General features: G+C 65.0%; 21 protein-coding genes and 1 pseudogene. 4 read left to right on the forward strand and 18 right to left on the reverse strand.

Translation table 11 applies throughout. The features are described from left to right. Positions 1-69 precede the first annotated feature (69 nt). A complete protein-coding gene (locus AC0L27_RS24755) occupies positions 70-1,404 on the forward strand; it encodes a dicarboxylate/amino acid:cation symporter (RefSeq protein WP_354204657.1) in 1,335 nt (444 codons plus the stop codon). 264 nt (positions 1,405-1,668) lie between these two features. Here AC0L27_RS24755 and AC0L27_RS24760 read toward each other — a convergent pair whose 3' ends face one another. From AC0L27_RS24760 to AC0L27_RS24800, 9 genes are read right to left on the reverse strand one after another with little or no spacing between them, the layout of a single operon-like run. Beyond that, positions 1,669-2,016 (reverse strand): RidA family protein, encoded by a 348-nt coding sequence (locus tag AC0L27_RS24760; protein WP_007596366.1) that lies wholly within the window; start codon positions 2,014-2,016, stop codon positions 1,669-1,671. A 15-nt stretch (positions 2,017-2,031) separates the two neighbouring features. After that, positions 2,032-3,153: an NAD(P)/FAD-dependent oxidoreductase gene (locus AC0L27_RS24765; protein ID WP_354204655.1), complete on the reverse strand. Its 1,122-nt coding sequence runs from the start codon at positions 3,151-3,153 to the stop codon at positions 2,032-2,034. Next, complete coding sequence (locus AC0L27_RS24770) at positions 3,150-4,568, reverse strand: FAD/NAD(P)-dependent oxidoreductase (RefSeq protein WP_354204653.1); 1,419 nt, start codon at positions 4,566-4,568, stop codon at positions 3,150-3,152. Before AC0L27_RS24770 ends, AC0L27_RS24765 begins: the two co-directional genes overlap by 4 nt. Then, entirely contained in the window at positions 4,565-4,861 is a 297-nt protein-coding gene (locus tag AC0L27_RS24775) for a (2Fe-2S)-binding protein (protein ID WP_007614350.1), read from the reverse strand. The genes AC0L27_RS24770 and AC0L27_RS24775 overlap by 4 nt, the downstream gene beginning before the upstream one ends. Before the next feature lie 19 nt (positions 4,862-4,880). Then, positions 4,881-6,017, reverse strand: a complete 1,137-nt coding sequence (locus tag AC0L27_RS24780) for an NAD(P)/FAD-dependent oxidoreductase (RefSeq protein WP_354204651.1) — start codon at positions 6,015-6,017, stop codon at positions 4,881-4,883. 8 nt (positions 6,018-6,025) lie between these two features. Next, positions 6,026-6,832, reverse strand: coding sequence for an ABC transporter permease (locus AC0L27_RS24785; protein WP_354065880.1), 807 nt, complete (start codon positions 6,830-6,832; stop codon positions 6,026-6,028). After that, positions 6,829-7,704: an ABC transporter permease gene (locus AC0L27_RS24790; RefSeq protein ID WP_354204648.1), complete on the reverse strand. Its 876-nt coding sequence runs from the start codon at positions 7,702-7,704 to the stop codon at positions 6,829-6,831. Before AC0L27_RS24790 ends, AC0L27_RS24785 begins: the two co-directional genes overlap by 4 nt. Next, positions 7,701-8,735 (reverse strand): ABC transporter ATP-binding protein, encoded by a 1,035-nt coding sequence (locus AC0L27_RS24795; RefSeq protein WP_354204646.1) that lies wholly within the window; start codon positions 8,733-8,735, stop codon positions 7,701-7,703. Before AC0L27_RS24795 ends, AC0L27_RS24790 begins: the two co-directional genes overlap by 4 nt. 23 nt (positions 8,736-8,758) lie before the next feature. Continuing rightward, positions 8,759-9,793: an ABC transporter substrate-binding protein gene (locus AC0L27_RS24800; RefSeq protein WP_354204644.1), complete on the reverse strand. Its 1,035-nt coding sequence runs from the start codon at positions 9,791-9,793 to the stop codon at positions 8,759-8,761. Between the two features lie 272 nt (positions 9,794-10,065). Between AC0L27_RS24800 and AC0L27_RS24805 the strand changes: the two genes are divergently transcribed. Beyond that, entirely contained in the window at positions 10,066-10,980 is a 915-nt protein-coding gene (locus AC0L27_RS24805; RefSeq protein WP_354204642.1) for a LysR substrate-binding domain-containing protein, read from the forward strand. Here AC0L27_RS24805 and AC0L27_RS24810 read toward each other — a convergent pair. From AC0L27_RS24810 to AC0L27_RS24850, 9 genes and pseudogenes are all read right to left on the reverse strand, one after another. Continuing rightward, positions 10,970-12,343, reverse strand: coding sequence for an amidohydrolase family protein (locus tag AC0L27_RS24810; RefSeq protein ID WP_354204640.1), 1,374 nt, complete (start codon positions 12,341-12,343; stop codon positions 10,970-10,972). The genes AC0L27_RS24805 and AC0L27_RS24810 overlap by 11 nt on opposite strands. Beyond that, positions 12,340-13,923: an ABC transporter substrate-binding protein gene (locus tag AC0L27_RS24815; RefSeq protein ID WP_354204638.1), complete on the reverse strand. Its 1,584-nt coding sequence runs from the start codon at positions 13,921-13,923 to the stop codon at positions 12,340-12,342. Before AC0L27_RS24815 ends, AC0L27_RS24810 begins: the two co-directional genes overlap by 4 nt. A 22-nt stretch (positions 13,924-13,945) precedes the next feature. Further along, positions 13,946-14,597: pseudogene (locus tag AC0L27_RS24820) on the reverse strand (aspartate/glutamate racemase family protein). 8 nt (positions 14,598-14,605) lie between these two features. Then, complete coding sequence (locus AC0L27_RS24825) at positions 14,606-15,490, reverse strand: polysaccharide deacetylase family protein (RefSeq protein ID WP_354204634.1); 885 nt, start codon at positions 15,488-15,490, stop codon at positions 14,606-14,608. Continuing rightward, positions 15,477-16,292: an ABC transporter substrate-binding protein gene (locus tag AC0L27_RS24830; RefSeq protein WP_354204632.1), complete on the reverse strand. Its 816-nt coding sequence runs from the start codon at positions 16,290-16,292 to the stop codon at positions 15,477-15,479. The genes AC0L27_RS24825 and AC0L27_RS24830 overlap by 14 nt, the downstream gene beginning before the upstream one ends. Positions 16,293-16,307: 15 nt before the next feature. Further along, positions 16,308-17,072 (reverse strand): amino acid ABC transporter ATP-binding protein, encoded by a 765-nt coding sequence (locus AC0L27_RS24835; RefSeq protein ID WP_354204630.1) that lies wholly within the window; start codon positions 17,070-17,072, stop codon positions 16,308-16,310. Next, entirely contained in the window at positions 17,069-17,926 is an 858-nt protein-coding gene (locus AC0L27_RS24840) for an amino acid ABC transporter permease (RefSeq protein WP_354204628.1), read from the reverse strand. The genes AC0L27_RS24835 and AC0L27_RS24840 overlap by 4 nt, the downstream gene beginning before the upstream one ends. Further along, positions 17,923-18,747, reverse strand: coding sequence for an ABC transporter substrate-binding protein (locus AC0L27_RS24845; RefSeq protein WP_354256939.1), 825 nt, complete (start codon positions 18,745-18,747; stop codon positions 17,923-17,925). The genes AC0L27_RS24840 and AC0L27_RS24845 overlap by 4 nt, the downstream gene beginning before the upstream one ends. A 35-nt stretch (positions 18,748-18,782) precedes the next feature. Next, the gene (locus tag AC0L27_RS24850) at positions 18,783-19,739 is read right to left on the reverse strand and encodes an N-carbamoyl-D-amino-acid hydrolase (protein ID WP_354204626.1); all 957 of its coding nucleotides are present in this window, start codon (positions 19,737-19,739) and stop codon (positions 18,783-18,785) included. A 151-nt stretch (positions 19,740-19,890) separates the two neighbouring features. Here AC0L27_RS24850 and AC0L27_RS24855 point away from each other — a divergent pair, with 151 nt between their 5' ends. Further along, the gene (locus AC0L27_RS24855) at positions 19,891-20,814 is read left to right on the forward strand and encodes a LysR family transcriptional regulator (protein WP_354204624.1); all 924 of its coding nucleotides are present in this window, start codon (positions 19,891-19,893) and stop codon (positions 20,812-20,814) included. Between the two features lie 23 nt (positions 20,815-20,837). Then, positions 20,838-21,557, forward strand: a complete 720-nt coding sequence (locus AC0L27_RS24860) for a type 1 glutamine amidotransferase (RefSeq protein WP_354204622.1) — start codon at positions 20,838-20,840, stop codon at positions 21,555-21,557. Positions 21,558-21,676 lie beyond the last annotated feature (119 nt).

Genomic DNA, 21,676 nt, shown 5'->3' on the forward strand with positions numbered 1-21,676 from the left:
TTGTCGCTTCTGCAGCGGCCATCACATGATGCAAATCAAATAAGATCAATACGTTCCGGGGCCTATTCTATGACACAGATCGCGATTCAGCCAGCCATCCACCGGCGGCACCAGCCCTGGTACAAGATCCTCTACATCCAGGTGCTGATCGCGATCGCACTCGGGGTGCTAGTCGGCTATTTCTATCCCGATCTCGGCAAGGCCCTGAAGCCGCTCGGGGACGGTTTCATCGCGCTGATCAAGATGATGATCGCGCCGGTGATCTTCTGCACCGTGGTGCACGGCATCTCCTCGATGGGCGACCTCAAGCGCGTCGGCCGGGTCGGGCTGAAGTCACTGATCTATTTCGAGACGGTCTCGACCGTCGCGCTCGCGGTCGGCCTGCTGGTCGGCGAGGTGCTCCAGCCCGGACACGGCTTCAACATCGATCCCGCCACGATCGACCCGAAGTCGGTGGCGACCTACGTCACCAAGGCCAAGGAAGAAGGCATCGTCGCCCATCTGATGGCGATCATCCCCGACAGCTATCTAGGCGCCATCGCACGCGGCGATCTGTTGCAGGTGCTGTTGATCTCGATCCTGTCGGGCTTCGCCATCGCCTTTCTCGGCAAGGCAGGCGAGCCCATTGCGGAAGCGATCGACAAGGCCGCAAAGATGTTCTTCGGCATCATCCGCATCATCGTGCGCGTCGCCCCGATCGGGGCGTTCGGCGCGATGGCCTTCACCGTCGGTGCCTACGGCCTCGGCTCGCTGCTCAACCTCGCGGCCCTGATCGGCACGTTCTATCTCACCAGCATCCTGTTCGTTGTGGTCGTGCTCGGCGCAATCGCGCGGCTCGCCGGCTTCTCGATCCTCCGTTTCATCGCCTACATCAAGGACGAGCTGCTAATCGTGCTCGGCACCTCGTCATCAGAGACGGTGCTGCCGCAGATGATCCAGAAGATGGAGCATCTCGGCGCCTCGCGTTCGGTGGTCGGGCTCGTCATTCCGACCGGTTACAGCTTCAACCTCGACGGCACCAACATCTACATGACGCTGGCGACGCTGTTCCTGGCGCAGGCGACCAATACGCATCTGACCATCTGGCAGGAGCTCGGTATTCTCGGCATCGCCATGATCACCTCGAAGGGCGCCTCGGGCGTGACCGGGGCGGGCTTCATCACGCTCGCGGCGACGCTCTCGATTGTGCCTGACATCCCCATCCAGTCAATCGCGATCCTGGTCGGCATCGACAAGTTCATGAGCGAGTGCCGCGCGCTGACAAATCTGATCGGCAATGGCGTCGCCTGCGTCGTCATCAGTATCTCCGAGGGCGAGCTCGACCGCGATGCGCTGCACGAGACCATGGCCCATCCGCTGGAGATGGGTGAGGCGCTTGAACCGGGCGGCAGCGCCGCCTCCTAGGCCGCGCGCAGGTTGGCGGAGCCCGGTTCCAACGCGGTAGTTTCCCGGAGTGGTCAATTGGCGCGCCGCGAGTCACAACTATCGCGTTGGGATCACGGATTGATACTCATGTTTTCCACCCGACGCGCTGGGGGCAGGGCGTCGGGTTTTTGAAAATCACTGCAAGGGACGACGCGCCGGGACCGGCGCGCCGTCGACGGCCTGGATTGGCATCGTCGTTCCTGCGGCTGGACGCCGGGCTTCAGTCCACATCGGCAGACGCCGTTAGCCCTTGAGCGCGGTGACCACGACCTCGATCAGCGCGCTGCCGCCGAGATCGGCGACGCCGACGGTCGCGCGGGTCGGCAGATTGTCGCCGAAGAACTCGGTCCAGACCGCGTCCATCTCCTTCTTCTTGGAAAGATCCGTGACGAAGATCGAGGTGCTCACGACGCGCGACTTGTCGGTGCCCGCTTCCTTCAGATATCCGGCGATCTTGCCGAGGATGTTGCGGGTCTGCTCGCCCATCGAGACCGAGGTGTCGTCGGCGATGGTGCCGCCAATGAAGACGAAGCCGTTGGCTTCGACGGCGCGGTGCATGATGGGGGTGCGGATGCTGCGGGTAATGCTCATGATGTCCTCTTGATGCTAGAGCGTGGAAGGGTGGAAACGGTCGATGCCGAGATCGCCGATGCGGGTTTGAGTGCCGCCGTTGACGATCAGCTCCGCCATGACGGCGCCCGCCCCGGGGCCGAGTTGGAAACCGTGCAGCGAAAATCCGAACTGGTGATAGAGGCCCTTGTGGCGGCTGCTCGGTCCGAACACCGGGATGTCGTCCTTCATCTTCGCCTCGATACCGGCCCAGGCCCGCATGATCGTCGCGTCGCGCATCACCGGGAACAGCTCGAACACGGTGCGGGCGCTGGTCGCGAGACTCTTCCAGTCCAGCACCGTCTCGTTTCGATCCTGATAGGGCGTCGCCAGATGGCCGCCGCCGATCAGCACCGTGCCGTTCTTGAATTGCTTGAAGGACAGTTTGCGCCCCCGCAGGATCACGACGGGATCGATGAAGTGCGGCACGCGCGAGGTGATCATCAGCATCGGCGCCACGGTTTCGACCGGAACGGGCTCACCAAGCGCGGCTGCGATGGTCCCGGCCCAGGCGCCGGCGGCATTGACGAGCACCGGCGCGGCAAAGGTCTCGGCGCCGACATCGACATGCCAGAGGCCATCGATGTGCCGGATGTTCGTGGCGGCAACGCCCTCGCGCACGGTCGCACCGAGCTGCCCGGCCTTGCGCCGGAACGCGGTCGTCGCCTGCGCTGGATTGGCGGCGCCGTCGCGGCGCGAGACCACGCCGCCGGGACAGGTCTCGGCGACCGCAGGCACGAGGCGCCGCAGCTCGGCCGCATCGATCAGCTCCTCGTGGGTAAAGCCGAGCGCGTTGAGCTCGGCCACACGTGCACGGCAGATCGCGAGTTCCTCCTCGTTCTCTGCGACGAGGACCTGGCCATAGCTCTCAAAGCTGCAATCGTCGTCGAGGAGATCGGTGATCTTCTCCCAGATTCCCATCGAGCGGATCGAAAGCGGGATTTCGGGGATGTGCCGCGCAAGCTGGCGCACGCCGCCGGCGTTGACGCCGGAGGCGTGCCGGCCGGCATAGTCCTTCTCGATCAGCACCGGCTTCAGGCCGGCCAGACACAGATGCAGCGCAGTCGAGCATCCGTGGATGCCGCCGCCGACGACGATCGCATCCACGTTTTTCGTCATCCGCGCACCACCGCCTTGATGTCGTCTTCGCTCTTCGGCACGGCGGCAAGCTCGGCGAGCGTGATCGGCTTGACCGGCGCTCGCAGCCGGTAATAGCCGATCTCCTGCGGGCTCTTGCCCCGCGCCTGCGCCATCAGCTCGGTGACCGTGAGGCCGCAGAGCCGGCCCTGGCACGGACCCATGCCGGTGCGGCGATAGGCCTTGAGCTGGTTCGGCCCGGTCGCGCCGATCGCGACGGCGTCGAGAATATCCTTGGCAGTGACCTCCTCGCAGCGACAGACGATGGTGTCGCCCGCGGGAATGCGAAACTGCGGCGCCGGACGGAACAGCGTGTCGAGGAAAACGCGGCCACGCTCGGCCTTGGCAAGATCGGCGCGGAGGCTCGCCATTGCTGGAAGCTTCGCGGCGGCCGCAGGCGCCAACGCCTCCACGGCCGCGCGCGCCGCGATGCGGCCGCGCACCACGGCTGCGTTCGCACCGCCGATGCCGGCGCCGTCGCCAGCAATCGCAATGCCCGCGACCGACGAATTTCCGCTGGTATCGAGCACCGGAGACCAGCACAATTGCAGATCATCCCAGCGATGCTCGATTCCGGCCGCCATCGCCAGATTGACGTTGGGCACGACGCCCTGATGCAGCAGCAAGAGATCCGCAGGTATGGTCTCGCGCTTGCCGCCGGCGACATAGCTCACGCTCGCGAGCTGGCCGTCGCCGGATGCCGAAAGTTCGGTGACGCCGGAGACGACCTGCACCTTCGCCTTCACCTCGCGCATCATTGACAGGCCCTTGGCGAAATAGGGCGAGGTCAGAAACGCGAAGGCGTGGGGGAGAGCCGCAGAATAATTGCCGCGCTCGGTGGTGTCGAGAATGCGATCGATGCGGCCACCGAGACGCAAAATCTGCGCGGCGAGCAGCCAGAGCAACGGCCCCTGCCCCGCGATCACCGCGCGGCCGTCCGGCACCAGGGCCGATGATTTCAACATCGTCTGCGCGGCACCCGCGGTCATCACGCCCGGCAGCGTCCAGCCCGGAATCGGGAACGGCCGCTCCAGCGCTCCGGTCGCGAGGATCACGCGCCTCGCCTTGACGAACGCGGAGGCGCCACCGATCGAGACGGCGATATCGAGGTTGCGGTCGAGGCTCCAGACGGTGGCACGGTGGATGACCTCGGCGTCGCTCCCGCGCAGCGCCTGCACGAGTTCGGCGCCCACCCAGTAGTCGGCGCCGAGCTGATTGCGCTCGGTCACCGGTGTCGAGGAGATGGCGCGGAACACCTGGCCGCCGGGCCCGACATTCTCGTCAAGCAGCAACGTCGACAGGCCGGCTTCGGCGGACGTCGTAGCAGCGGCAAGGCCGGCGGGCCCGGCCCCGATCACCACGACGTCGTATTCTTCGCGTTTGGGAGCCACAGTCATTTCCCGATCTCCCGCTTGCCCTTCTGAATCTCGATCTGCATGCCCTCAGTGACCGGCACCAGGCAGCCCTGTCGGTTGCCGACGCCGTCGATGGTGACGAGGCAATCGAAGCACACGCCCATCATGCAATAGGGCAAACGCGGCGCGCCGCTCACCGCGGTCGAACGGCGTGCATCGCAGCTCGAGGCCAGCAGCGCCGCGGAGACGGTGTCGCCCTGCCGCGCCGCGACGGCGACGCCATCGACGAAGATTTGCACCGGCGGCCGCTTGTCCTGCTCGGATCGTTTGAACATCTGGGTTCCTTCAATATCTCTAGTAGCCGCTGTTGTTCGCAGCACCGGCGGCACCAAAACGGCTGGCCGAGAACGCGCCGACCAGGTCCGGCTCGAGCGCGCCCTGCGCGACCATCCGCGCGATCTCGAAAGCGTGGTTGGAGGCGAGCGTCACGCCGGAATGGCAGCAGGCGACGAAGGCGCCGGGATGCGTCTCCGACTGGTCGTAGATCGGAAAGCCGTCCTGCGGCATGACGCGGATGCCGGCCCAGCTCCTGACCACGTTGAGCCGCGCGAGATGCGGAAACATCCGCTGCGCACGATCGGTCATCACGGCGCTGATCGAATGCTTCATCGCGCGATCGTCGAGCTCGTCTTCCTTGCTGTCGCCGATCATCACCGTGCCCTCGTCGGTCTGGCGGATCGTGGTCAGCGGATGCGGCAGGAACGGCATGGTGCGCTCGGTCACCACGATCTGGCCACGGGTCGGGCCCATCGGGGCGTAGAGACCGACCATCGGCGCCAGCGTCTGGTTGGCATTGCCGGCGGCGAGCACGATCTTGGCGGCACGGAGCTCGCCCTGCGGCGTGGTCAGGCGGAATTCGTCGCCACTCTTGCTGATCGCCGAGACCGGACGCTCCGGATGATAATCGATGCCGAATGCCTTGAAGCCGGTGTGGAACGCTCGGAACGTGCGCAGCGAATTGACGTGACCATCGAGCGGACAAAAACTACCGCCGGAGACATCAGGCCCGATCAGCGGCAGCACCTTCTTCACCTCGGACGCCGGCAGCATCTCCATCTTGTAGTCGGCGGCGCCTGTCTGGTTGTGCATGCGCTTGACCAGCTCGGTACGCTGGCCGAATTCGTCTTCGCCGAGGGTGAGGTGAAAGCCGCCATTTTGTTGAAGCGAGACGTCGAGGCCGGTCTGCTGCTTCAACTCCGAGGCAAGCCTTCCCCATGCCTGTGACGCCTGCACGGTCCACACCGTATAGGCCGGCATGCCGAGCCCCTTGCTCTGCACCCAGACCAGCGCAAAGTTGGCACGCGAGGCACGCTTGGAGATGTCGCCTTCGTCGAGCACGGCGACGCGTCTGCCGAGCCGGCCGAGGCCCCAGGCGATGGCGGAGCCGAGCAATCCGCCGCCGACGACGGCGACGTCGTAATCTGTTCGCATGGATTCTCCTATCGCCCTGTATCGCCCTTGCCGGCGAGCACGCGGTCGAGCCCGTAGAAGCGGTCGAGCAGAATGAGGGCGGTCATGGTGATCGCGATCACGCAGGCCGAGACCGACGTCACCAGTGGATCGATGTTGTCCTGGATGTACAGAAACATGCGCACGGGCAGTGTTTCGGTGCCGGGTGCCGCGAGGAAGACGGTCATGGTGAGATCGTCGAAGGACTGGATGAAGGCGAGCGCCCAGCCGCTGATGACGCCGGGCAGGATCAACGGCAGCGTCACGCGGCGGAACAGCGTCCAGCCGCCGGCGCCGAGCGAGACCGCCGCCATCTCGACCGAGAGGTCCATACCGGTCGCCGCCGCCAGCGTCAGCCGCAGCGCGAACGGAAACACGATGATGACATGCGCGATGATCAGCGCGGCGAAGCTGCCGCCGAGTCCAGCCGAGGTGAAGAAGCGCAGGAATGCGATGCCGAGCACGACATGCGGGATCATCAGCGGCGACAGGAACAACGCCGCCAATGTGTCTCGACCGCGGAACCGATAGCGCGCGATCGCCAGCGCCGCGGGCACCGCGAACAGCAGCGCCACGAAGGAGGACAGTGCGCCAAGACCAAGACTGACCCAGAAAGCATGGACGAATTCGGGATAGTTGGCGATCGCCCTGAACCAGCGCAGCGAAAAGCCGTTTGTCGGCAGCGACAGGAAGCCTTCAGGCGTGAACGCAACGAGGCAGACGACGAGGATCGGCGCCACCATGACGATGACAAAGATGGTGTGGAAGATCAGCGCGAGCGGCCCGTTCCGGCTCATCGGAACACCTCGGCGTAACGGCGCTCGATCAGTGCGTTGCTGCCGACGACGATCAAGACCAGCGCGGCCAGCAGCAGCGTGGCGACCGCCGCACCCAGCGGCCAGTTCAGCGTGTTGAGGAATTCGTCATAGGCGAGCGTCGCCGCGACCTTGAGCCGGCGACCGCCGATGATCGCGGGCGTCGCAAACGCACTGGCCGAGAGCGAGAACACGATGATCGCCCCCGACAGCACGCCCGGCATGATCTGTGGCATGATGATGCGGCGGATGATGGTCACGGGGCCGGCGCCGAGCGACAGCGCGGCATTCTCGATCTGCGGATCGAGACGCTGCAGCGCCGCCCACACCGACAGCACCATGAACGGCATCATCACGTGCGCGAGCGCGACCACCATGCCGGTTTCGGTGAACATGAAGGGGATAGGCGCGCGGATCACCCCGGCCGACATCAGCAGCTTGTTGACGAGCCCGTTGTTGCCGCCGAACAGCAGCGCCCAGCCGAGCGTCCGCGCCACCACGGAAATCAGCAGCGGCCCCAGGATGACCAGCAGGAAAACGCTCTTCCAGCGTCCGCTCATGCGGTTGAGAATGTAGGCTTCGGGCGCACCGAGCACGGCGGTGAGCAGCGTGGTCAGGATCGCGATGCGAAACGTCCGTCCGAACATCTCGGCGTAATAGGGATCGGTTACGATCTCATGCCAGTTCTTGAGGATGAAGACGGGCTCGATGCCCTTGTACTGGCCCCAGTCGTGGAACGACAGCATCACGGTCATTGCGAGCGGAATCAGGAGCACGCCGACGAACAGCATCAAAGCGGGCGCGGTCAGCACCCAGGGCGTGCGCGCGTTTCGTTCCTCGGCAGAAGCGCTCATGCGGCGCCCCTCACGCCCATGTCCTCCGGCCGCCAGGTGAGGTGAACTGCCTCGCCTTCGACCGGCTGCGACTGGCCGTCATTCTGGCGGATCACGGTCGCCGGGCCACATTCGCTCTCGCACTGGAACAGCCAGTGATTACCCTGGAAGATGCGCGTGACGATCTTTGCGCTGAGGCCTGCGTCGCCAAAGTCGATCCGCTCGGGGCGAATGCTGATGGTGACGGCACCGCTGCGCCCGGCAGGCGCGAGCGCGCTCCACGAGCCCGCGATCAATCGCGCAGGCGCACTCGTTCGATCGATCGTCGCGGCAAAGTCGTTGGTCTTGCCCAAAAACTGCGAGACGAAGGCCGAGGCCGGCTTCTCATAGGTCTCCTGCGGCGTGCCGATCTGCTCGATCCGGCCCTGGCTCATCACCACGATGCGGTCGGACAGCGACATCGCCTCGTTCTGGTCGTGGGTGACGAGGATCGTGGTGGTGCCGATGGTGCGCTGGATCTGGCGCAGCTCGATCTGCATCTCCTCGCGCAGCTTGGCGTCGAGATTGGATAGCGGCTCGTCGAGCAGCAGCACGCTCGGCTTGATCACCAGCGCGCGCGCCAGCGCCACGCGCTGTTGCTGGCCGCCGGACATGCGGCGCGGATGACGCTCCTCGTAGCCGGCAAGCCCGACCATCGCAAGCGCGGCGCGGACACGCTCGGTCCGTTCACCGCGCGGCACATTGCGTATCTCGAGGCCGAAGGCGACATTCTCGGCCGCGGTCATGTGCGGAAACAGCGCGTAGCTCTGGAATACGATCCCGAGCCCGCGTTTGGCCGGATGGATCGCGGTCAGGTCCTTGCCTTCCAGCCGGATTGCGCCGCGGGTGGGGTCGAGGAAGCCCGCGATCATCTGCAGCGTCGTGGTCTTGCCGCAGCCGGAGGGGCCGAGGAAGGAGATGAACTCCCCCTTCCCGACCGCGAGACTGAAGTCATCGACGACAGTCTGCGCTCCGAATTGCTTGGCGACCCCTTCGAGCTCGAGATAGGCCATCGCACTGTCTCCGGTATGACCGATCAGCGCTCGACCTCGCGATTCCAGCGCTTGGTCCATTCCTCGCGCTTCTCGTTGATGACGGTCCAGTCCGGATTGTACAGCTTTGCGGCACGCTCGCCGATCGGCGCCATCTTGCCGAGCTCGGGCGGGATCACCAGCGATTTCAGCACTGGGCCATAGCCATAGTCCTTCAGCAAAACCAGCTGGGTTTTCGGGTCGAGCAGCTTCTTGATGAAGCTCGCCGCGAGTGGCGAGACATTCGGCTTGGTGATGGGACAGGCGGTCGTCAGCAATGTCGCGGCGCCTTCCTTCGGATAGACGAAGTCGACGGGGAAGCCGGTGTTGGCAAAGCTCTGCACGCGGCCGGTGCCCCACACCGCGATCACGGCCTGACCGGACTGAAACAGCTCGGTCATCTTGCCCGGCGACGGCTCATAGGCGAGCACGTTCGGATTGATCTGCTCCTTGAAGATCTTGAAGCCGGAATCGACATTGGACTCGCCGCCGCCGTTCATCTTCGACAGCATCACCAGCGCTTCGAGGCCATAGGTGTTGTTGATCGGCGGGATCACGAGCTGTTTGGCGTATTTCGTGTCCTTCAAATCGTTCCAGGAGGTCGGCGGCGCCCAGCCCTTCTCTGCAAAAACCTTGGTGTTGTACATCAGGCCGGTCGCGACGATGCCGATTGCGACCGCGTGATCGTCCTTGAAGCGGGCGGTGTCGTAGAGATCGGCCGGTAAGCCCTCGAGCTTGCCGCAGAAGCCGAGCTGGATCGCCTGGTACATCGGGCCGTCGTCGACGATGGCGACGTCGATCTGCTGGTTGCCCTTTTGCGCCTGCAGCTTTGCCAGCGTGTCGGTGGAGTTGCCGGCGACGTACTCGACCTTGACGCCGTTCTCCTTCTCGAAGGTCGGGATCACCTCGTCGCGGATGGTCTTTTCGAACGAGCCGCCATAGCCGGCGACATAGAGCGTCTTTTGCTGGGCCGTGGCGACCGACGGGGCGGCGATGAGAGCCGCGATGCTGACCGCTGTCAGAAGGCGAAAAGTCTTCATGTGGTCCGATCTCCATACCGGGATGAGGTGACGTGCCGACGAGTCTCGTTGGCTGAACCTTCCGCATTTCCTTCCGCGCAAATCCCTCTCCGACCAGGGCTCCGGCCCCTGGTGGACGGGTTTTGGCGCGATCCGGAGGTTTGAACCCCTCCAATCTGCCGAAAAAGCGGGCCGTCTCCAGCTCTGATGAAAAAGATCGCAAACTCTGGCTTCCATCGTCCAATGAATAATGGCAGCCTCTGCATGCTGAAATGTTATGAATGGAAATCGGGATGGCGCGGATCAATTCGCGGCAGGTGGAAGCCTTCCGGGCGACGATGCTGACCGGCACCGTGACTGAGGCGGCGGCGCTGATGACCGTGACGCAGCCTGCCGTCAGCCGGTTGCTGCGCGACCTCCAGGCGCTGTTGAAGATGGAGTTGTTCGAACGGCGCGGCACCGGCCTGGTGCCGACCGCTGCGGCAATGGCACTCTACACCGAAGTCGAGCGCTCCTTCGTCGGCCTCGAACGCATCACCGCGGCAGCCGAGGAAATCCGCGGCCGCCGCACCGGCTCACTGCGGATCGCAGCACTTCCAGCGCTGTCGAATGGCTATCTGCCCCGACTGGCCGGGCATTTTCTGAAAGAGCGGCCCAACCTCAACCTCGCCTTCTTCGGTGTGATCTCGCCGATCGTGGTCGACTGGGTGCTGAACAATCAATGCGACATCGGCTTTGCCGAGGTGCCGATCGCGCATTCCGGCCTTCCGAGCCAGAAGCTGCCGGCGCCGGCGCGCGTTGCCGTGCTGCCGACAGGTCATCGCCTCGCGGAAAAGGAAGTTTTGGAGCCGCACGACTTCGAGGGCGAGACCTTCATCTCGTTATCAGCGGGCTCGTCGAGCCGTCATCTCGTCGATCAGATATTCCACCGTCACGATGTCCGCCGCGTGCTGCGGGTGGAGACCGCGCTGTCCGAGATCATGTGCGGCATGGTGTCGTCGGGGCTCGGGGTCGCGATCTGCGATCCCTTCACCGCGCAGGAATTTTCCACCCGCGGCGTCGTCGTGCGCCGCTTTCTGCCGCGCATCGATTTCGAATTCTCGGCGGTCTTTCCGGCGCAGCGCAGCCCCTCGCCGGTGGCGCTGGATCTGGTCGAGACCATGCGCAAGTCGCTCGCGGAATTCGAGGAGGCAGCTCTCAGCCGTTGAACGCCGCCTGCGCCTCCGGCAGGTCCCAGATCTTGCCGATCGCAGCCGTCCCCGCCGCCGTGATCGCCGCTTCGTCGGCGCCAAGATAGCGGCCGGCATCGACCAGCATACGGCCGTCGACCATGACCTGATCGATATTGGCGCGATTGGCGAGCGCGATCAGCGCGCGGCGCGGGTCGAACAGCGGCTGAAGATGCGGATGGGTGAGATCGACGATGGTGAGGTCGGCGGTCGCGCCGGGCTCGATGCGGCCGAGGTCAGGTCGCTTGATGACATCGGCGGCGATCGCCGTGTTCGCCTCGATCAACTCGGGCGAGTTCGCGACATCGGCGCGCGCTGAGGTGATCTTGGAGATCAACGAGGCGGCATTGAGCTCGCCGAGCAGGTCCATGTTGTAGCCGTCGGTGCCGACCACGGTGCGAACGCCGTGCTCCGCAAACCGGCTGAACGCGGCGGTGACGCCGGCGCGCGCGAACACGCGCGGGCAGTTGAGAACCGTCATGCCGCGCGCGGCCATCAGCCTGAGATCGTCGTCGGTGCTGAACATGCAGTGCGCCGCCATCAGATCGGGCGCCAGCAGGCCGAGCCAGTCGAGATATTGCGCCGGCGTGCGGCCGCCATAGCGCTTGCCGATGGTTTCGACCTCGGCGCGGCTCTGCGCCATATGCGTCGTGATGGGCACGCCAAGCTCGCGCGCCCGCGCGGCACAGGCCTTCAACAAATCGGGGCCGCAGGTGTCGGTGGCGTGTGGGCTCATCGCAAGGCCGATGCGGCCGTCGCCGCGATTGTTCCAGCGCTGGTAGAGCGAATCCCAGGTCGCCATGTCGGCGGTGCCGTCATCGCCGGAGTAGCGAACCACGCCGTCGGGACCGGCCTTGGCGTCGGACGTCGAGAACAGATAGGGCGCGCCGTAGAAACGAATGCCCATCTCCTCCGCAGCGTCGAACATCTCCGGGATCGAATTCCGGAACGGCTCCATCACCGTGGTGGCGCCGCCCTTCAGGAGTTGAAGAATGCCGAGCCGCGCGACCGCCATGCGCTCTTCCGCCGACAAGATATTAGCGCCGCGCTTGGTCAGCGGCAAAAGCACCGTGTAGACGATGCTCTGGTTGTTCTTGCGGCCATTGCCGTCCTCGGTGTGGCTGCGCGCCACCGCTTCAGAGAAGCAGTGATTGTGCAGGTTGAGGAGGCCCGGCAGAACGAAGCGGCCGGGACGGTCATGCACCTCGTCGGCCTGCGGCTTGTCGCGCGTGACCGCGGCGATCGTCTTGCCTTCAACCAGGACCCACTGGTCGCGCAACACCTCCTGCGCGCCGTCCTTGCGCGACAGCACATAGCTGCCGAAAATTGCTGAGGTGCTCATGCGGGGCGTACGTTCCAGAAGACGGCGGTGCCGTCGAGAATGCCGGTGATGGCTTTGCGATAGGCGGTCGGCTGCTTGTACAGGCCGATCGGAATATAGGGGATTTCCTGGAAAGCCACCGCCTGGATCTCGCGGCAGATGCGCTGCTGCTCCGCGAGCTCGGAGGCCGCGAGCCACTGGCTGCGCAAGGCTCCCATCTTCTCGCTCGCATACCAGCCGGCGACCTTGCCCTCGCCACGGATGTTGGTGTTGCCGGCCGGATTGAGCCAGTCGATGCCCTGCCAGTTGCCCACTGCGGCGCTCCAGCCGCCCTGTCCGATCGGATCCTTCTTGAGCTGGCGCTGCAACACCACGGCGAAATCGAGCCCGGCATATTCGACGTTCATGCCCGCCTTGCGCAAGGAGTCGACGGCGATCTCGCCAAGCGGCTTCTGCGCCAGCGAGTTGGTGGGCACGAGCACCACGATCTTCTCACCATTGTAGCCCGCGGCCTTGAGATCGGCCTTCACCTTGGCGTAGTCACGCGGGCCGCGGAACACATCGAGGCCGACCTCGCTCGCCATCGGCGTGTTCGGCGCGAAATAGCCGATCGGGGAGACCTGGAAGTTCGGATCGGTACCGGCCACCGCGGTCATGAAGCCGGATTGATCGATCGCCCCCAGGAGCGCGCGGCGAACGGCGGGGTTGTCGAACGGCGGCTGAAGATGATTGAGGCGCAGCATGCAGGCATAGCCGCGAGGATCAAGGACGCGCGTCTCGATGTCCCCGGCAGCCTTGACGATCGGCAGCAGATCGTGCGGCGTGGTCTCCTGCCAATCCTGCTCGCCGGTCTGCAGCGCGGCGACGCCGGTGCCAGCATCGGGCGTGGTGGTCCAGACCACCCGATCGTAATGCACGATCTTCGGACCCGCGGTCCAATCCGGCTTGCCGTCGGTGCGCGGCTGATAGCGCTCGAACTTGGCGTAGGCATTGCGCGCGCCCTGCACGCGCTCGTCGGCGAGATAGCGGAACGGGCCGCTGCCGATCACTTCGGTCAGTGGCTTGAACGGATCCTGGCTCGCCAGCCGCTCCGGCATCATGAAGCACGCGTTGATCGCGGCCTTGCCAAGCGCCTGCGGCAGCAGCGGGAACGGACGCTTGAGGCGGAAGCGGATGGTGCGGTCGTCAGTGGCCGACAGTTCGTGAGTCGCCTCCATCAGCTCACCGCCAAAGCCGTCGCGCGCGGCCCAGCGGCGGATGCTCGCGACGCAGTCGCGGGCAAGCACGCGCTCGCCGTCGTGCCAGAACAGGCCGTCGCGCAAGCTGAGGTCCCATTGCAGCCCGTCGCCGGAGACGACATGGCCCGACAGCATCTGCGGCGAGACCTGGAGCGAAGAGCTGATGCCATAGAGCGTGTCGTAGACCATGAAGCCATGGTTTCGCGACACCTGTGCCGTGGAATAGATGGGGTCGACGAAGGCGAGGTCGATAACGGGAATGAAGCGCAGCGTGGTCTGGGATTCGGCGCGCAGGATGCCCGGGAATGACAGCGCCGGTACAGCGGCTGCGGCCTTGAGGAGCGAACGGCGAGAGACGGGCATTGCAAGAGGCTCCTGAAGGATCTTACGTGTTCAGCAAGACGGCACCGATCGCAGCGGCCACCGCCTGCTGCGCCGGCTCGACCACGGGGAACGCCGATGGCATCGGCAATCGCCGCGCGATGCGAGGCCATGCCGGCGCAGCCCATCACCACGACATCGGCACGGCATTGCGTGACGAGCGCGCGGCCGGCTTCGATCAACCGGCGCCGGATGTCCGCGCCCGCCGTCTCGGCCGCACTCGCGTCGACCGACCAGCTTCCGGCATAACGACTATCGACGCCCATCAATCGCACCATCCGCTGCTGACGGCGGATGCTCGACGGCGACAGCGCGATGACGCCAAAATGTTCACCCAGCATCAGCGCGCGAAAGATGCCGCACTCGGCGATGCCCATCACCGGGCGCCCGGCGGCCGCCTCGCGCACCGCATGGAGGCCGGGATCGCTGAAGCAGGCCAGCACGAAGGCATCCGCATCGTCGCGCGACACACGATTGACCAGCGGCATCACAACGCTGTCGGCGTCACGTTGCGAGCTGATGCCGGGCGGCCCCTCGGCAAGGCCCACGACCTCGATCTCCGGTCCGCCGGCGATGCGCAGCGGCGCGACCGCGTCGTCGATCGCCGCCGTCACCGATGCGGAGGAGTTGGGGTTGATGACAAGGATGCGGGTCATGGCGTGGCTCAACTTTTGCCGGCCTCATGGCGCAGGAAGTTGGCTGCGATCTTCTCACCGGTCGTGATCCAGACGTCCGGGCACGACTTTGCGTAGGTCAGGAACTCACGCAGCAGGCGCAGCCGCATCGGTCGGCCGCTGCATTGCGGATGCAGCACCGTCGTCACCATCGCGCCCCAGTCTCTGGTTTCGTCAAGCTCGTCCTTCCAGATCGAAAGCACGTGCTCCTTGGGAAAAATCGAGCGCGGGCTGAAGCGCGCGGACAGGCCGTGCATCCAGTCGTCATAGCTTGCGGTCACCGGCAGCTCGATCGTGCCCGGCTTGCCGTCGGCGAGACGATGGCGATAAGGCCGCACGTCGTCGCGAAACGAGGAGGTGTAGACGATGCCGTGGCGCACCAACGCCACCCGCAGTTCCTCGGTGAACTCGCCGTAAGGCGCGCGATAGCCGGTCGGCCTGACGCCAAGCCGGCGCTTGAGCGCCTCGAAACCGCGCTCGAGCTCCTCCTCGATCCAGGGATCGCCGGGATCGGGTAGGAGATGGTGATAACCGTGGTGGCCGATCTCGTGACCGGCCTTGAGAATGGACTCGGCCATCGCCGGATGCGCGTCGACCGACCATCCCGTGACGAAGAAGGTCGCCTTGAGATCGAGCTGGTCGAGCAGCTCCAGGAGTTTCGGCGTGCCGACGCGCGCCTCATAGCCGCCATAGCTCATGGTGATGAGCCGCTGCGCGTGCACCGCGTCCTTGCTGGTCCAGGCGCTCTCCGCGTCGACGTCGAACGACAGGAACATCGCCGAGTTGTACGGCTTCGGCCAGGGGTATTCCGGCGCAGGATCCGCGGTGTTGGCCGGAACGAGCGGAATGCTCTGGAGCGCCTTACTGTCCAGCATTGATGGTCGCCTTTTCGAGTGCGTTGTCGGTCAGTTTCCACTTGGCAAGCAGCGTACGATAGGTGCCGTCCGCGATCAGCGCATCGACCGCCTCCAGCATGGCTTGCTGCAGCGCCTTTTCCTTGACCGGCAGAGCGATGCCGGTGAATTGCTGCGCGATGGGCTCGCCCACAGTCGCATAGGTGCCGGGCTCGAGGTCCATGATGTAGGGCAGCGTCTCGTTGCCCTGGGCGGCGGCATCGATGCGGCCCTGCCTGAGCTGGGTGCGGGCGTCGGCCGAGCCGTCGGTGCCGACGAACTGGATCGGATTGGTGCCGCAATTCTTCTCGCTCCAGGCAGCGATCTGCGCCGGGAACATGGTACGGCGGCTGGCGCCGATCTTCTTGCCGCAGAGCGCGCCTGCGTCCTTGAACTCCGCCTTGCGCGACTGCTGCACGAAGAACTGGGGACCGCTGCGCAGATAATCGACGAAAGACGCGATCTCGTGGCGGCTGGCATAGTCCGTGAAGCCGGACAGGATGGCGTCCACCCGCCCGGTCGAGATCGACGGCATGAACTCGGCAAAGCTGGTCTCCTGCCATTCGATCTTGACGCCGAGCTTGCGGCCGATGGCCTCGCCGAGATCGATGTCGAAACCGGACAACGCGTTGGTGGCGGGATCTCGGAACTCCATCGGCGGATAGTTCGGCACCAGCGCGACCTTGATGCTGCCGCGCTTGGCGATCTCCGCCGGCAGCTCGACTGCCATGACCGGAGCGCTCATGGCGCCAACGAGTGCTGCCGTAACCAGAAGTCTCTTCATCAATACGCCCCCATGCTAGATCACTGCCGAAAGAAATGCCCTGGTGCGCTCCTCGCGCGGCGCGCCCAAGACATCGGATGCACGCCCCTGCTCGACGATCGCGCCCTGGTCCATGTAGACGACGCGGTCGGCGACCTCGCGCGCGAAGCCGAGTTCGTGCGTCACGACCATCATGGTCATGCCGCTCCGCGCCAGCTCCTTCATGACCGCCAAGACCTCGCCGACGAGCTCGGGATCGAGCGCGCTGGTCGGCTCGTCGAACAGCATCAGCATCGGCTTCATGGCAAGCGCGCGGGCAATCGCGACCCGCTGCTGCTGGCCGCCGGAGAGCTGGGCGGGATACGAGTCCGCTTTGGCCGACAATCCGACGCGCCGCAGCAGCTCGATCGCCTCCGCACGCACCTCATCGGATTTTCGGCCCTGCACCTGGAGCGGACCTTCGGTGATGTTTTCGAGCGCGGTCTTGTGCGGAAACAGGTTGAAGCGCTGGAACACCATGCCGGTTTTCAGCCGCTGCTGCCCGATTTCGCGCTCGGTGAGGCGATGCAGCCGCCCGCCCTGCTCGCGCACGCCCAAGAGCTCGCCATCGAGCCAGATGCCGCCACTGTCGATCGCGGCGAGCTGGTTGATGCAGCGGAGCAGTGTGGTCTTGCCGGAACCGGAAGCTCCGATCAGACACATCACCTCGCCGGGCCGGATGTCGAGCGAGACATTTTTGAGAGCCTGAAACTCGCCAAAACTCTTGCTGACGGAGCGGATCGCGACGAGGGGTTTTGTCATCGTGCGAGCCGCAATGTGCCACGCGCAAAACGGCGCTCGAGCAGCATCTGGAGCGGCGTCAGGACCGAGACGACGAGGAGGTACCAGAGCCCGGCCACGATCAGGAGTTCGATCACGCGCGAATTGGCGTAGTAGATGTTTTCGGCGTTGTGCAGCAGTTCCGGATACTGGATGACGCTGGCGAGCGAGGTCGCCTTCACCATGCCGATGAACTCGTTGCCGAGCGGCGGGATCACCACCCGCATCGCCTGCGGCAAGACGATGCGGCGCAGCGCTCGCAAGCGTCCCATGCCGATCGCCTGCGCCGCCTCATATTGCCCGATATCGACCGACAGCATGCCGGCGCGCATCACTTCCGACGTATAGGCGCCCTGGTTGATGCCGAGCCCAAGCAGCGCGGCAAGGAACGGCGTCATGACGTCGACGGCGCGCGCGCTCCAAAGGCCGGGAATGCCGATGGTCGGAAACACCAGCGCGAGATTGAACCACAGCAGCAGTTGCAGGATCAGCGGTGTGCCGCGGAAAAACCAGGTGTAGCCAGCTGCGACGGTCTTCAGCACCGGATTGGGCGACAGCCGCATGATCGCGACCACCACGCCGAGGAAGATGCCGAGCGCCATCGCCAGCACCGCCATCACCATGGTGTTGACGATGCCTTCCAGGATCACCTTTACGGTCAGGAAGCGGCTGACATAGGACCATTCGATCTGGCCGCGGGCAAAGGCGCGAACGATCAATGCAAGCACAGCAACGATCAGCGCTGCGCTGATCCAGCGAAACCAATGCGGCTTGCGCGCGATCCGCATCCCCGATAGATCGGGAAAACCCTCCGCGAGTGCCGGTACCGACTTCATTGCGGCGCTGCGTTCAGCATGGGCTGGGCGACCGCGTTGGCGCCGAGACCCCATTTGTCGAGAACGGCCTTGTAGGAGCCGTCGGCGATCATCGCGGCGAGCTTCTCGGTCACGACCTCACGAAGCGCTGTATCGTCCTTGCGGAACATGATGCCCTGATAGCCTTTGGCAAAGGGCTCGCCGATCACGCGGTATTTGCCGGGTTCCTGTGTCTGTGCATAAGGCAGCGTCTCGCTGCCCTGTACGGCGGCGTCGATGCGGCCCTGCTTGAGCTGGTTGCGAACGTCGATCGAGTTCTCGCCCGGCACGTACTGGATCCCTGGCTTGCCGGCCGGCTCGCAATTCTGCTTGCTCCACTTCTCGATCTCGACCGGGAAACTGGTGCTGCGGGTGGTCCCGACCTTCTTGCCGCAGAGATCGGTCGCAGCCTTGGCTTCGTTCTCGGCCATCACGAAGAACTGCGGGCCGGTTCCCAGATAATCGACGAAATCTGCGGTCTCGCGCCGCGAGGCGCGATCGGAGATACCGGAGATGATGAAGTCGGCGCGCTTGGTCTGAAGCGACGGGATCAATTCGGCAAACGGCGTCTCGCTCCAGACGATCTTCACGCCGAGGCGCTTCGCGAGTTCGTTCGCCAGATCGACGTCGACCCCGACCAGCTCATTCGTCGCGGGATCGCGGTATTCCATCGGCGCGTAGGTCGAGTTGACCGTGAGCTTCAACGCGCCCGCCTGCTTGATCTCCGCCGGAAGCTCGGCCGCCTGCGCGGACGTCACGGCCACCAACGCTGCGATGCCGAGGAAATACGAGAGGCGCGTCATATCGGCTCCTTTGCCAACGTTGTTGGAACGTCCTGTCAGTCTGCGTCGAGAACCGCGGGCTCGATGACGCCGGCGCGTTCGGTGATCACCCTGTATTGCTCCGGCCGCCGGTGCGCAGCGAAGTTGAACATCTTGTCCTTGCCCTGGCGGCAGAGATCGAGATCGATGTCGGCGACGATCACCTCGTCAGTCAGCGTTGCGGCCTGCGCGACAATGCGGCCATTGGGATCGACGATGCAGGAGCCGCCGATCAGCCCGGAGCCGTCCTCCTCGCCTGCCTTCGCCACCGAGATCGCCCAGGTCGCGTTCATGTAGGCGTTGGCCTGCGTCACCAGCGTAGAATGGAAGGTGCGCAAGGAGGCGTCTTCCGTGCCGCCGCCATTGGGATCATAGGCCGCCGAATTGTAGCCGATGCAGACAAGCTCGACGCCCTGCAGGCCAAGCACGCGCCAGGATTCCGGCCAGCGGCGATCGTTGCAGATCATCATGCCCATGATGGCGTGGGCCCAGGCCGATCCGGAGCGGAAGGCTGGAAAGCCGAGATCGCCATACTCGAAATAGCGCTTCTCGAGCTGCTGGTAGCGCGCACCTTGTCGCGGCTCGACCGAGCCCGGCAGATGCACCTTGCGATACCGGCCGAGCAGCTCGCCGTCGCGATCGACCAGGATGGCGCAATTGTAGCGGCGTCCATCCGGCGTCAGTTCGGCATAGCCGACATAGAAGCCGACGCGCAGCGCACGCGCACGATCGAACAGGGCGGCGACGTTCGGGTTCGGCATGCCGCGTTCGAAATAATGGTCGAGCGCCTCGCCTTCGAGCAGCCAGCGCGGAAAGAATGTGGTGAAGGCAAGCTCGGGAAACACCACAAGGCTGGCGCCGCGGCCGGCGGCCTCCTCCAGCAGCGCAAGCATCCGCGACAGCGTATGCTCGCGCGTATCGGCTTTTTGCGTCGGCCCCATCTGTGCGGCGGCGGCGCGAAGGACACGAACCAAGATTGCCTCCAATCTGTGCGCAGTGGCGCCTCAATGGGCGGATGAACCCTTTGATGCGACGTGCAAATCCGCCGCCATTACGCGGAAGCGGGGCTGCAAAATCAATTCGTTCTGCTATGATGTTTTGGCCCAGAGTATAATCGGCAGTGATATGAACCTGCGCCAGCTCGAAATTCTCCGCGCCGTCATCCGCCACCGCACCACGGTGGCGGCGGCCGACGAACTGGCGCTGTCGCAGCCTGCAGTCAGCAATGCGCTGAAGACGATGGAGGCGCAGGCGGGTTTTGCGCTGTTCGAACGCGTCAACAACCGGCTGTTTCCGACCACGGAAGCGATGGCGCTCTACAAGGAGAGCGAAGCTATCTTCGCGCTGCACGCAAAGCTCGAGAACCGCGTGCGCGATTTGCGCGAGAACCGCTCCGGGCATCTCGCGCTGGTCGCGACGCCGCCGCTCGCCTACAGCATCATCCCCTCGGCGCTGTCAGGCTTCCTGCGCCGCCGCCCGGAGACGCGGGTGTTCTTCGACGTGCGGCGTTATGAGGGCATCATCGAAGGCGTGCTCAACCGCGTCGCCGAGCTCGGCTTCGCGCTCGGGCTGACACATCATCCAGGCATCGCCCATGAGGTGGTGCACACCGGCGAGATGGTGTGCGTGCTGCCGCCGCAGCACCCGCTCGCCGACCGGCCGGTGATCTCGGCCGCGGATCTGTCCGGCCTGCCCTTCATCGGGCTCGAGCGCGGCACGCGACTCGGTGAAGCTGTGCGTGACAGTTTCGCCCGCGCCGGCGCGCCGTTCCAGCCGACCGTCGAGGTACGCTACTGCAACACGGCCTGCGTGCTCGCCGCCGCCGGCGTGGGCGCCGCGGTGGTCGATCCCTTCTCGCCGCGGCAGAACGGCGGGACCGGCCTCGTCGTGCGGCCGTTCGCGCCGACGACGCACGCGGTGGCCTATATGCTATGGTCGGAAGCCGAGCCGCTGTCGCGCCTGGCCAAGGCGTTTCTCGACGAGGTCCGGAAAGAGAGTGCGCTGCTGGAGCGCACAGCGCCACACCAGCATGGGGCAGGAAGCGACTAGGATTGACCTTTACCCGAGGGCACATGGCACGCATCACCATCATCGAGACCGGGCAGGTCCCACAAAAATATCGCGAGCGCCACGGTTCGTTCCCTGACATGTTCGGGCGCATGGTCCGCGCTGAGGATCCGACAACCTCGATCGACATCGTCAGCATCCCGAATGGCGATGCGCTTCCTGACCCGCGCAATTTGGAGGCGGTGCTGATCACCGGCGCGGCCGCCGGCGTCTATGACGGGCTCGACTGGATCGCGCCGCTGGAAGATTTCGTGCGCACGGCCTACGCCAACCGGACACCGATGGTCGGCGTCTGCTTCGGTCATCAATTGATCGCGCAGGCGCTCGGAGGCACCGTGCGCAAGTCGGAGAAGGGCTGGGGCATCGGCCGGCACGTCTATCAGGTGCTGCCGGACAACGGCGTCGTTGACGGCGGAGTGGTCGCCATCGCCTGCTCGCATCAGGACCAGGTGATTGAGCCGCCGAACGATGCGCTGACGATCCTCTCCTCCGATTTCACCCCGCATGCCGGCTTGCTCTACGCCAACGGCGCGACGCTCACCCTGCAGCCGCATCCGGAATTCGACGTTGAGTTTGCGCAAGTGTGCTGCGAGCTGCGCGTCGGCAAGGCGCCGGACGCGGTCGTTGCCACTGCGAGGGAGTCACTGGCGAAGCCGATGGATCACGCCAAGCTTGGTGGCGCGATTACGAGATTTTTGGCGCACAAATCCATCCCCTCATCCTGAGGAGCGCGCGCTCGCGCGCGTCTCGAAGGATAGAGGCCCGGATGCTGCAGCAATCCGGGCCTGCATGGTTCGAGACGCCGCTTCGCGGCTCCTCACCATGAGGGGAGAGAGTTGTTTGC

It is taken from the genome of Bradyrhizobium sp. Ken51 (assembly GCF_055807435.1).

Bases quoted from the DNA above. Each gene is read 5' to 3' on its own strand.
- AC0L27_RS24755 (WP_354204657.1), top strand. From the start codon at position 70: ATGACACAGATCGCGATTCAGCCAGCCATCCACCGGCGGCACCAGCCC.
- AC0L27_RS24760 (WP_007596366.1), bottom strand. From the start codon at position 2,016: ATGAGCATTACCCGCAGCATCCGCACCCCCATCATGCACCGCGCCGTC.
- AC0L27_RS24765 (WP_354204655.1), bottom strand. From the start codon at position 3,153: ATGACGAAAAACGTGGATGCGATCGTCGTCGGCGGCGGCATCCACGGA.
- AC0L27_RS24770 (WP_354204653.1), bottom strand. From the start codon at position 4,568: ATGACTGTGGCTCCCAAACGCGAAGAATACGACGTCGTGGTGATCGGG.
- AC0L27_RS24775 (WP_007614350.1), bottom strand. From the start codon at position 4,861: ATGTTCAAACGATCCGAGCAGGACAAGCGGCCGCCGGTGCAAATCTTC.
- AC0L27_RS24780 (WP_354204651.1), bottom strand. From the start codon at position 6,017: ATGCGAACAGATTACGACGTCGCCGTCGTCGGCGGCGGATTGCTCGGC.
- AC0L27_RS24785 (WP_354065880.1), bottom strand. From the start codon at position 6,832: ATGAGCCGGAACGGGCCGCTCGCGCTGATCTTCCACACCATCTTTGTC.
- AC0L27_RS24790 (WP_354204648.1), bottom strand. From the start codon at position 7,704: ATGAGCGCTTCTGCCGAGGAACGAAACGCGCGCACGCCCTGGGTGCTG.
- AC0L27_RS24795 (WP_354204646.1), bottom strand. From the start codon at position 8,735: ATGGCCTATCTCGAGCTCGAAGGGGTCGCCAAGCAATTCGGAGCGCAG.
- AC0L27_RS24800 (WP_354204644.1), bottom strand. From the start codon at position 9,793: ATGAAGACTTTTCGCCTTCTGACAGCGGTCAGCATCGCGGCTCTCATC.
- AC0L27_RS24805 (WP_354204642.1), top strand. From the start codon at position 10,066: ATGGCGCGGATCAATTCGCGGCAGGTGGAAGCCTTCCGGGCGACGATG.
- AC0L27_RS24810 (WP_354204640.1), bottom strand. From the start codon at position 12,343: ATGAGCACCTCAGCAATTTTCGGCAGCTATGTGCTGTCGCGCAAGGAC.
- AC0L27_RS24815 (WP_354204638.1), bottom strand. From the start codon at position 13,923: ATGCCCGTCTCTCGCCGTTCGCTCCTCAAGGCCGCAGCCGCTGTACCG.
- AC0L27_RS24825 (WP_354204634.1), bottom strand. From the start codon at position 15,490: ATGCTGGACAGTAAGGCGCTCCAGAGCATTCCGCTCGTTCCGGCCAAC.
- AC0L27_RS24830 (WP_354204632.1), bottom strand. From the start codon at position 16,292: ATGAAGAGACTTCTGGTTACGGCAGCACTCGTTGGCGCCATGAGCGCT.
- AC0L27_RS24835 (WP_354204630.1), bottom strand. From the start codon at position 17,072: ATGACAAAACCCCTCGTCGCGATCCGCTCCGTCAGCAAGAGTTTTGGC.
- AC0L27_RS24840 (WP_354204628.1), bottom strand. From the start codon at position 17,926: ATGAAGTCGGTACCGGCACTCGCGGAGGGTTTTCCCGATCTATCGGGG.
- AC0L27_RS24845 (WP_354256939.1), bottom strand. From the start codon at position 18,747: ATGACGCGCCTCTCGTATTTCCTCGGCATCGCAGCGTTGGTGGCCGTG.
- AC0L27_RS24855 (WP_354204624.1), top strand. From the start codon at position 19,891: ATGAACCTGCGCCAGCTCGAAATTCTCCGCGCCGTCATCCGCCACCGC.
- AC0L27_RS24860 (WP_354204622.1), top strand. From the start codon at position 20,838: ATGGCACGCATCACCATCATCGAGACCGGGCAGGTCCCACAAAAATAT.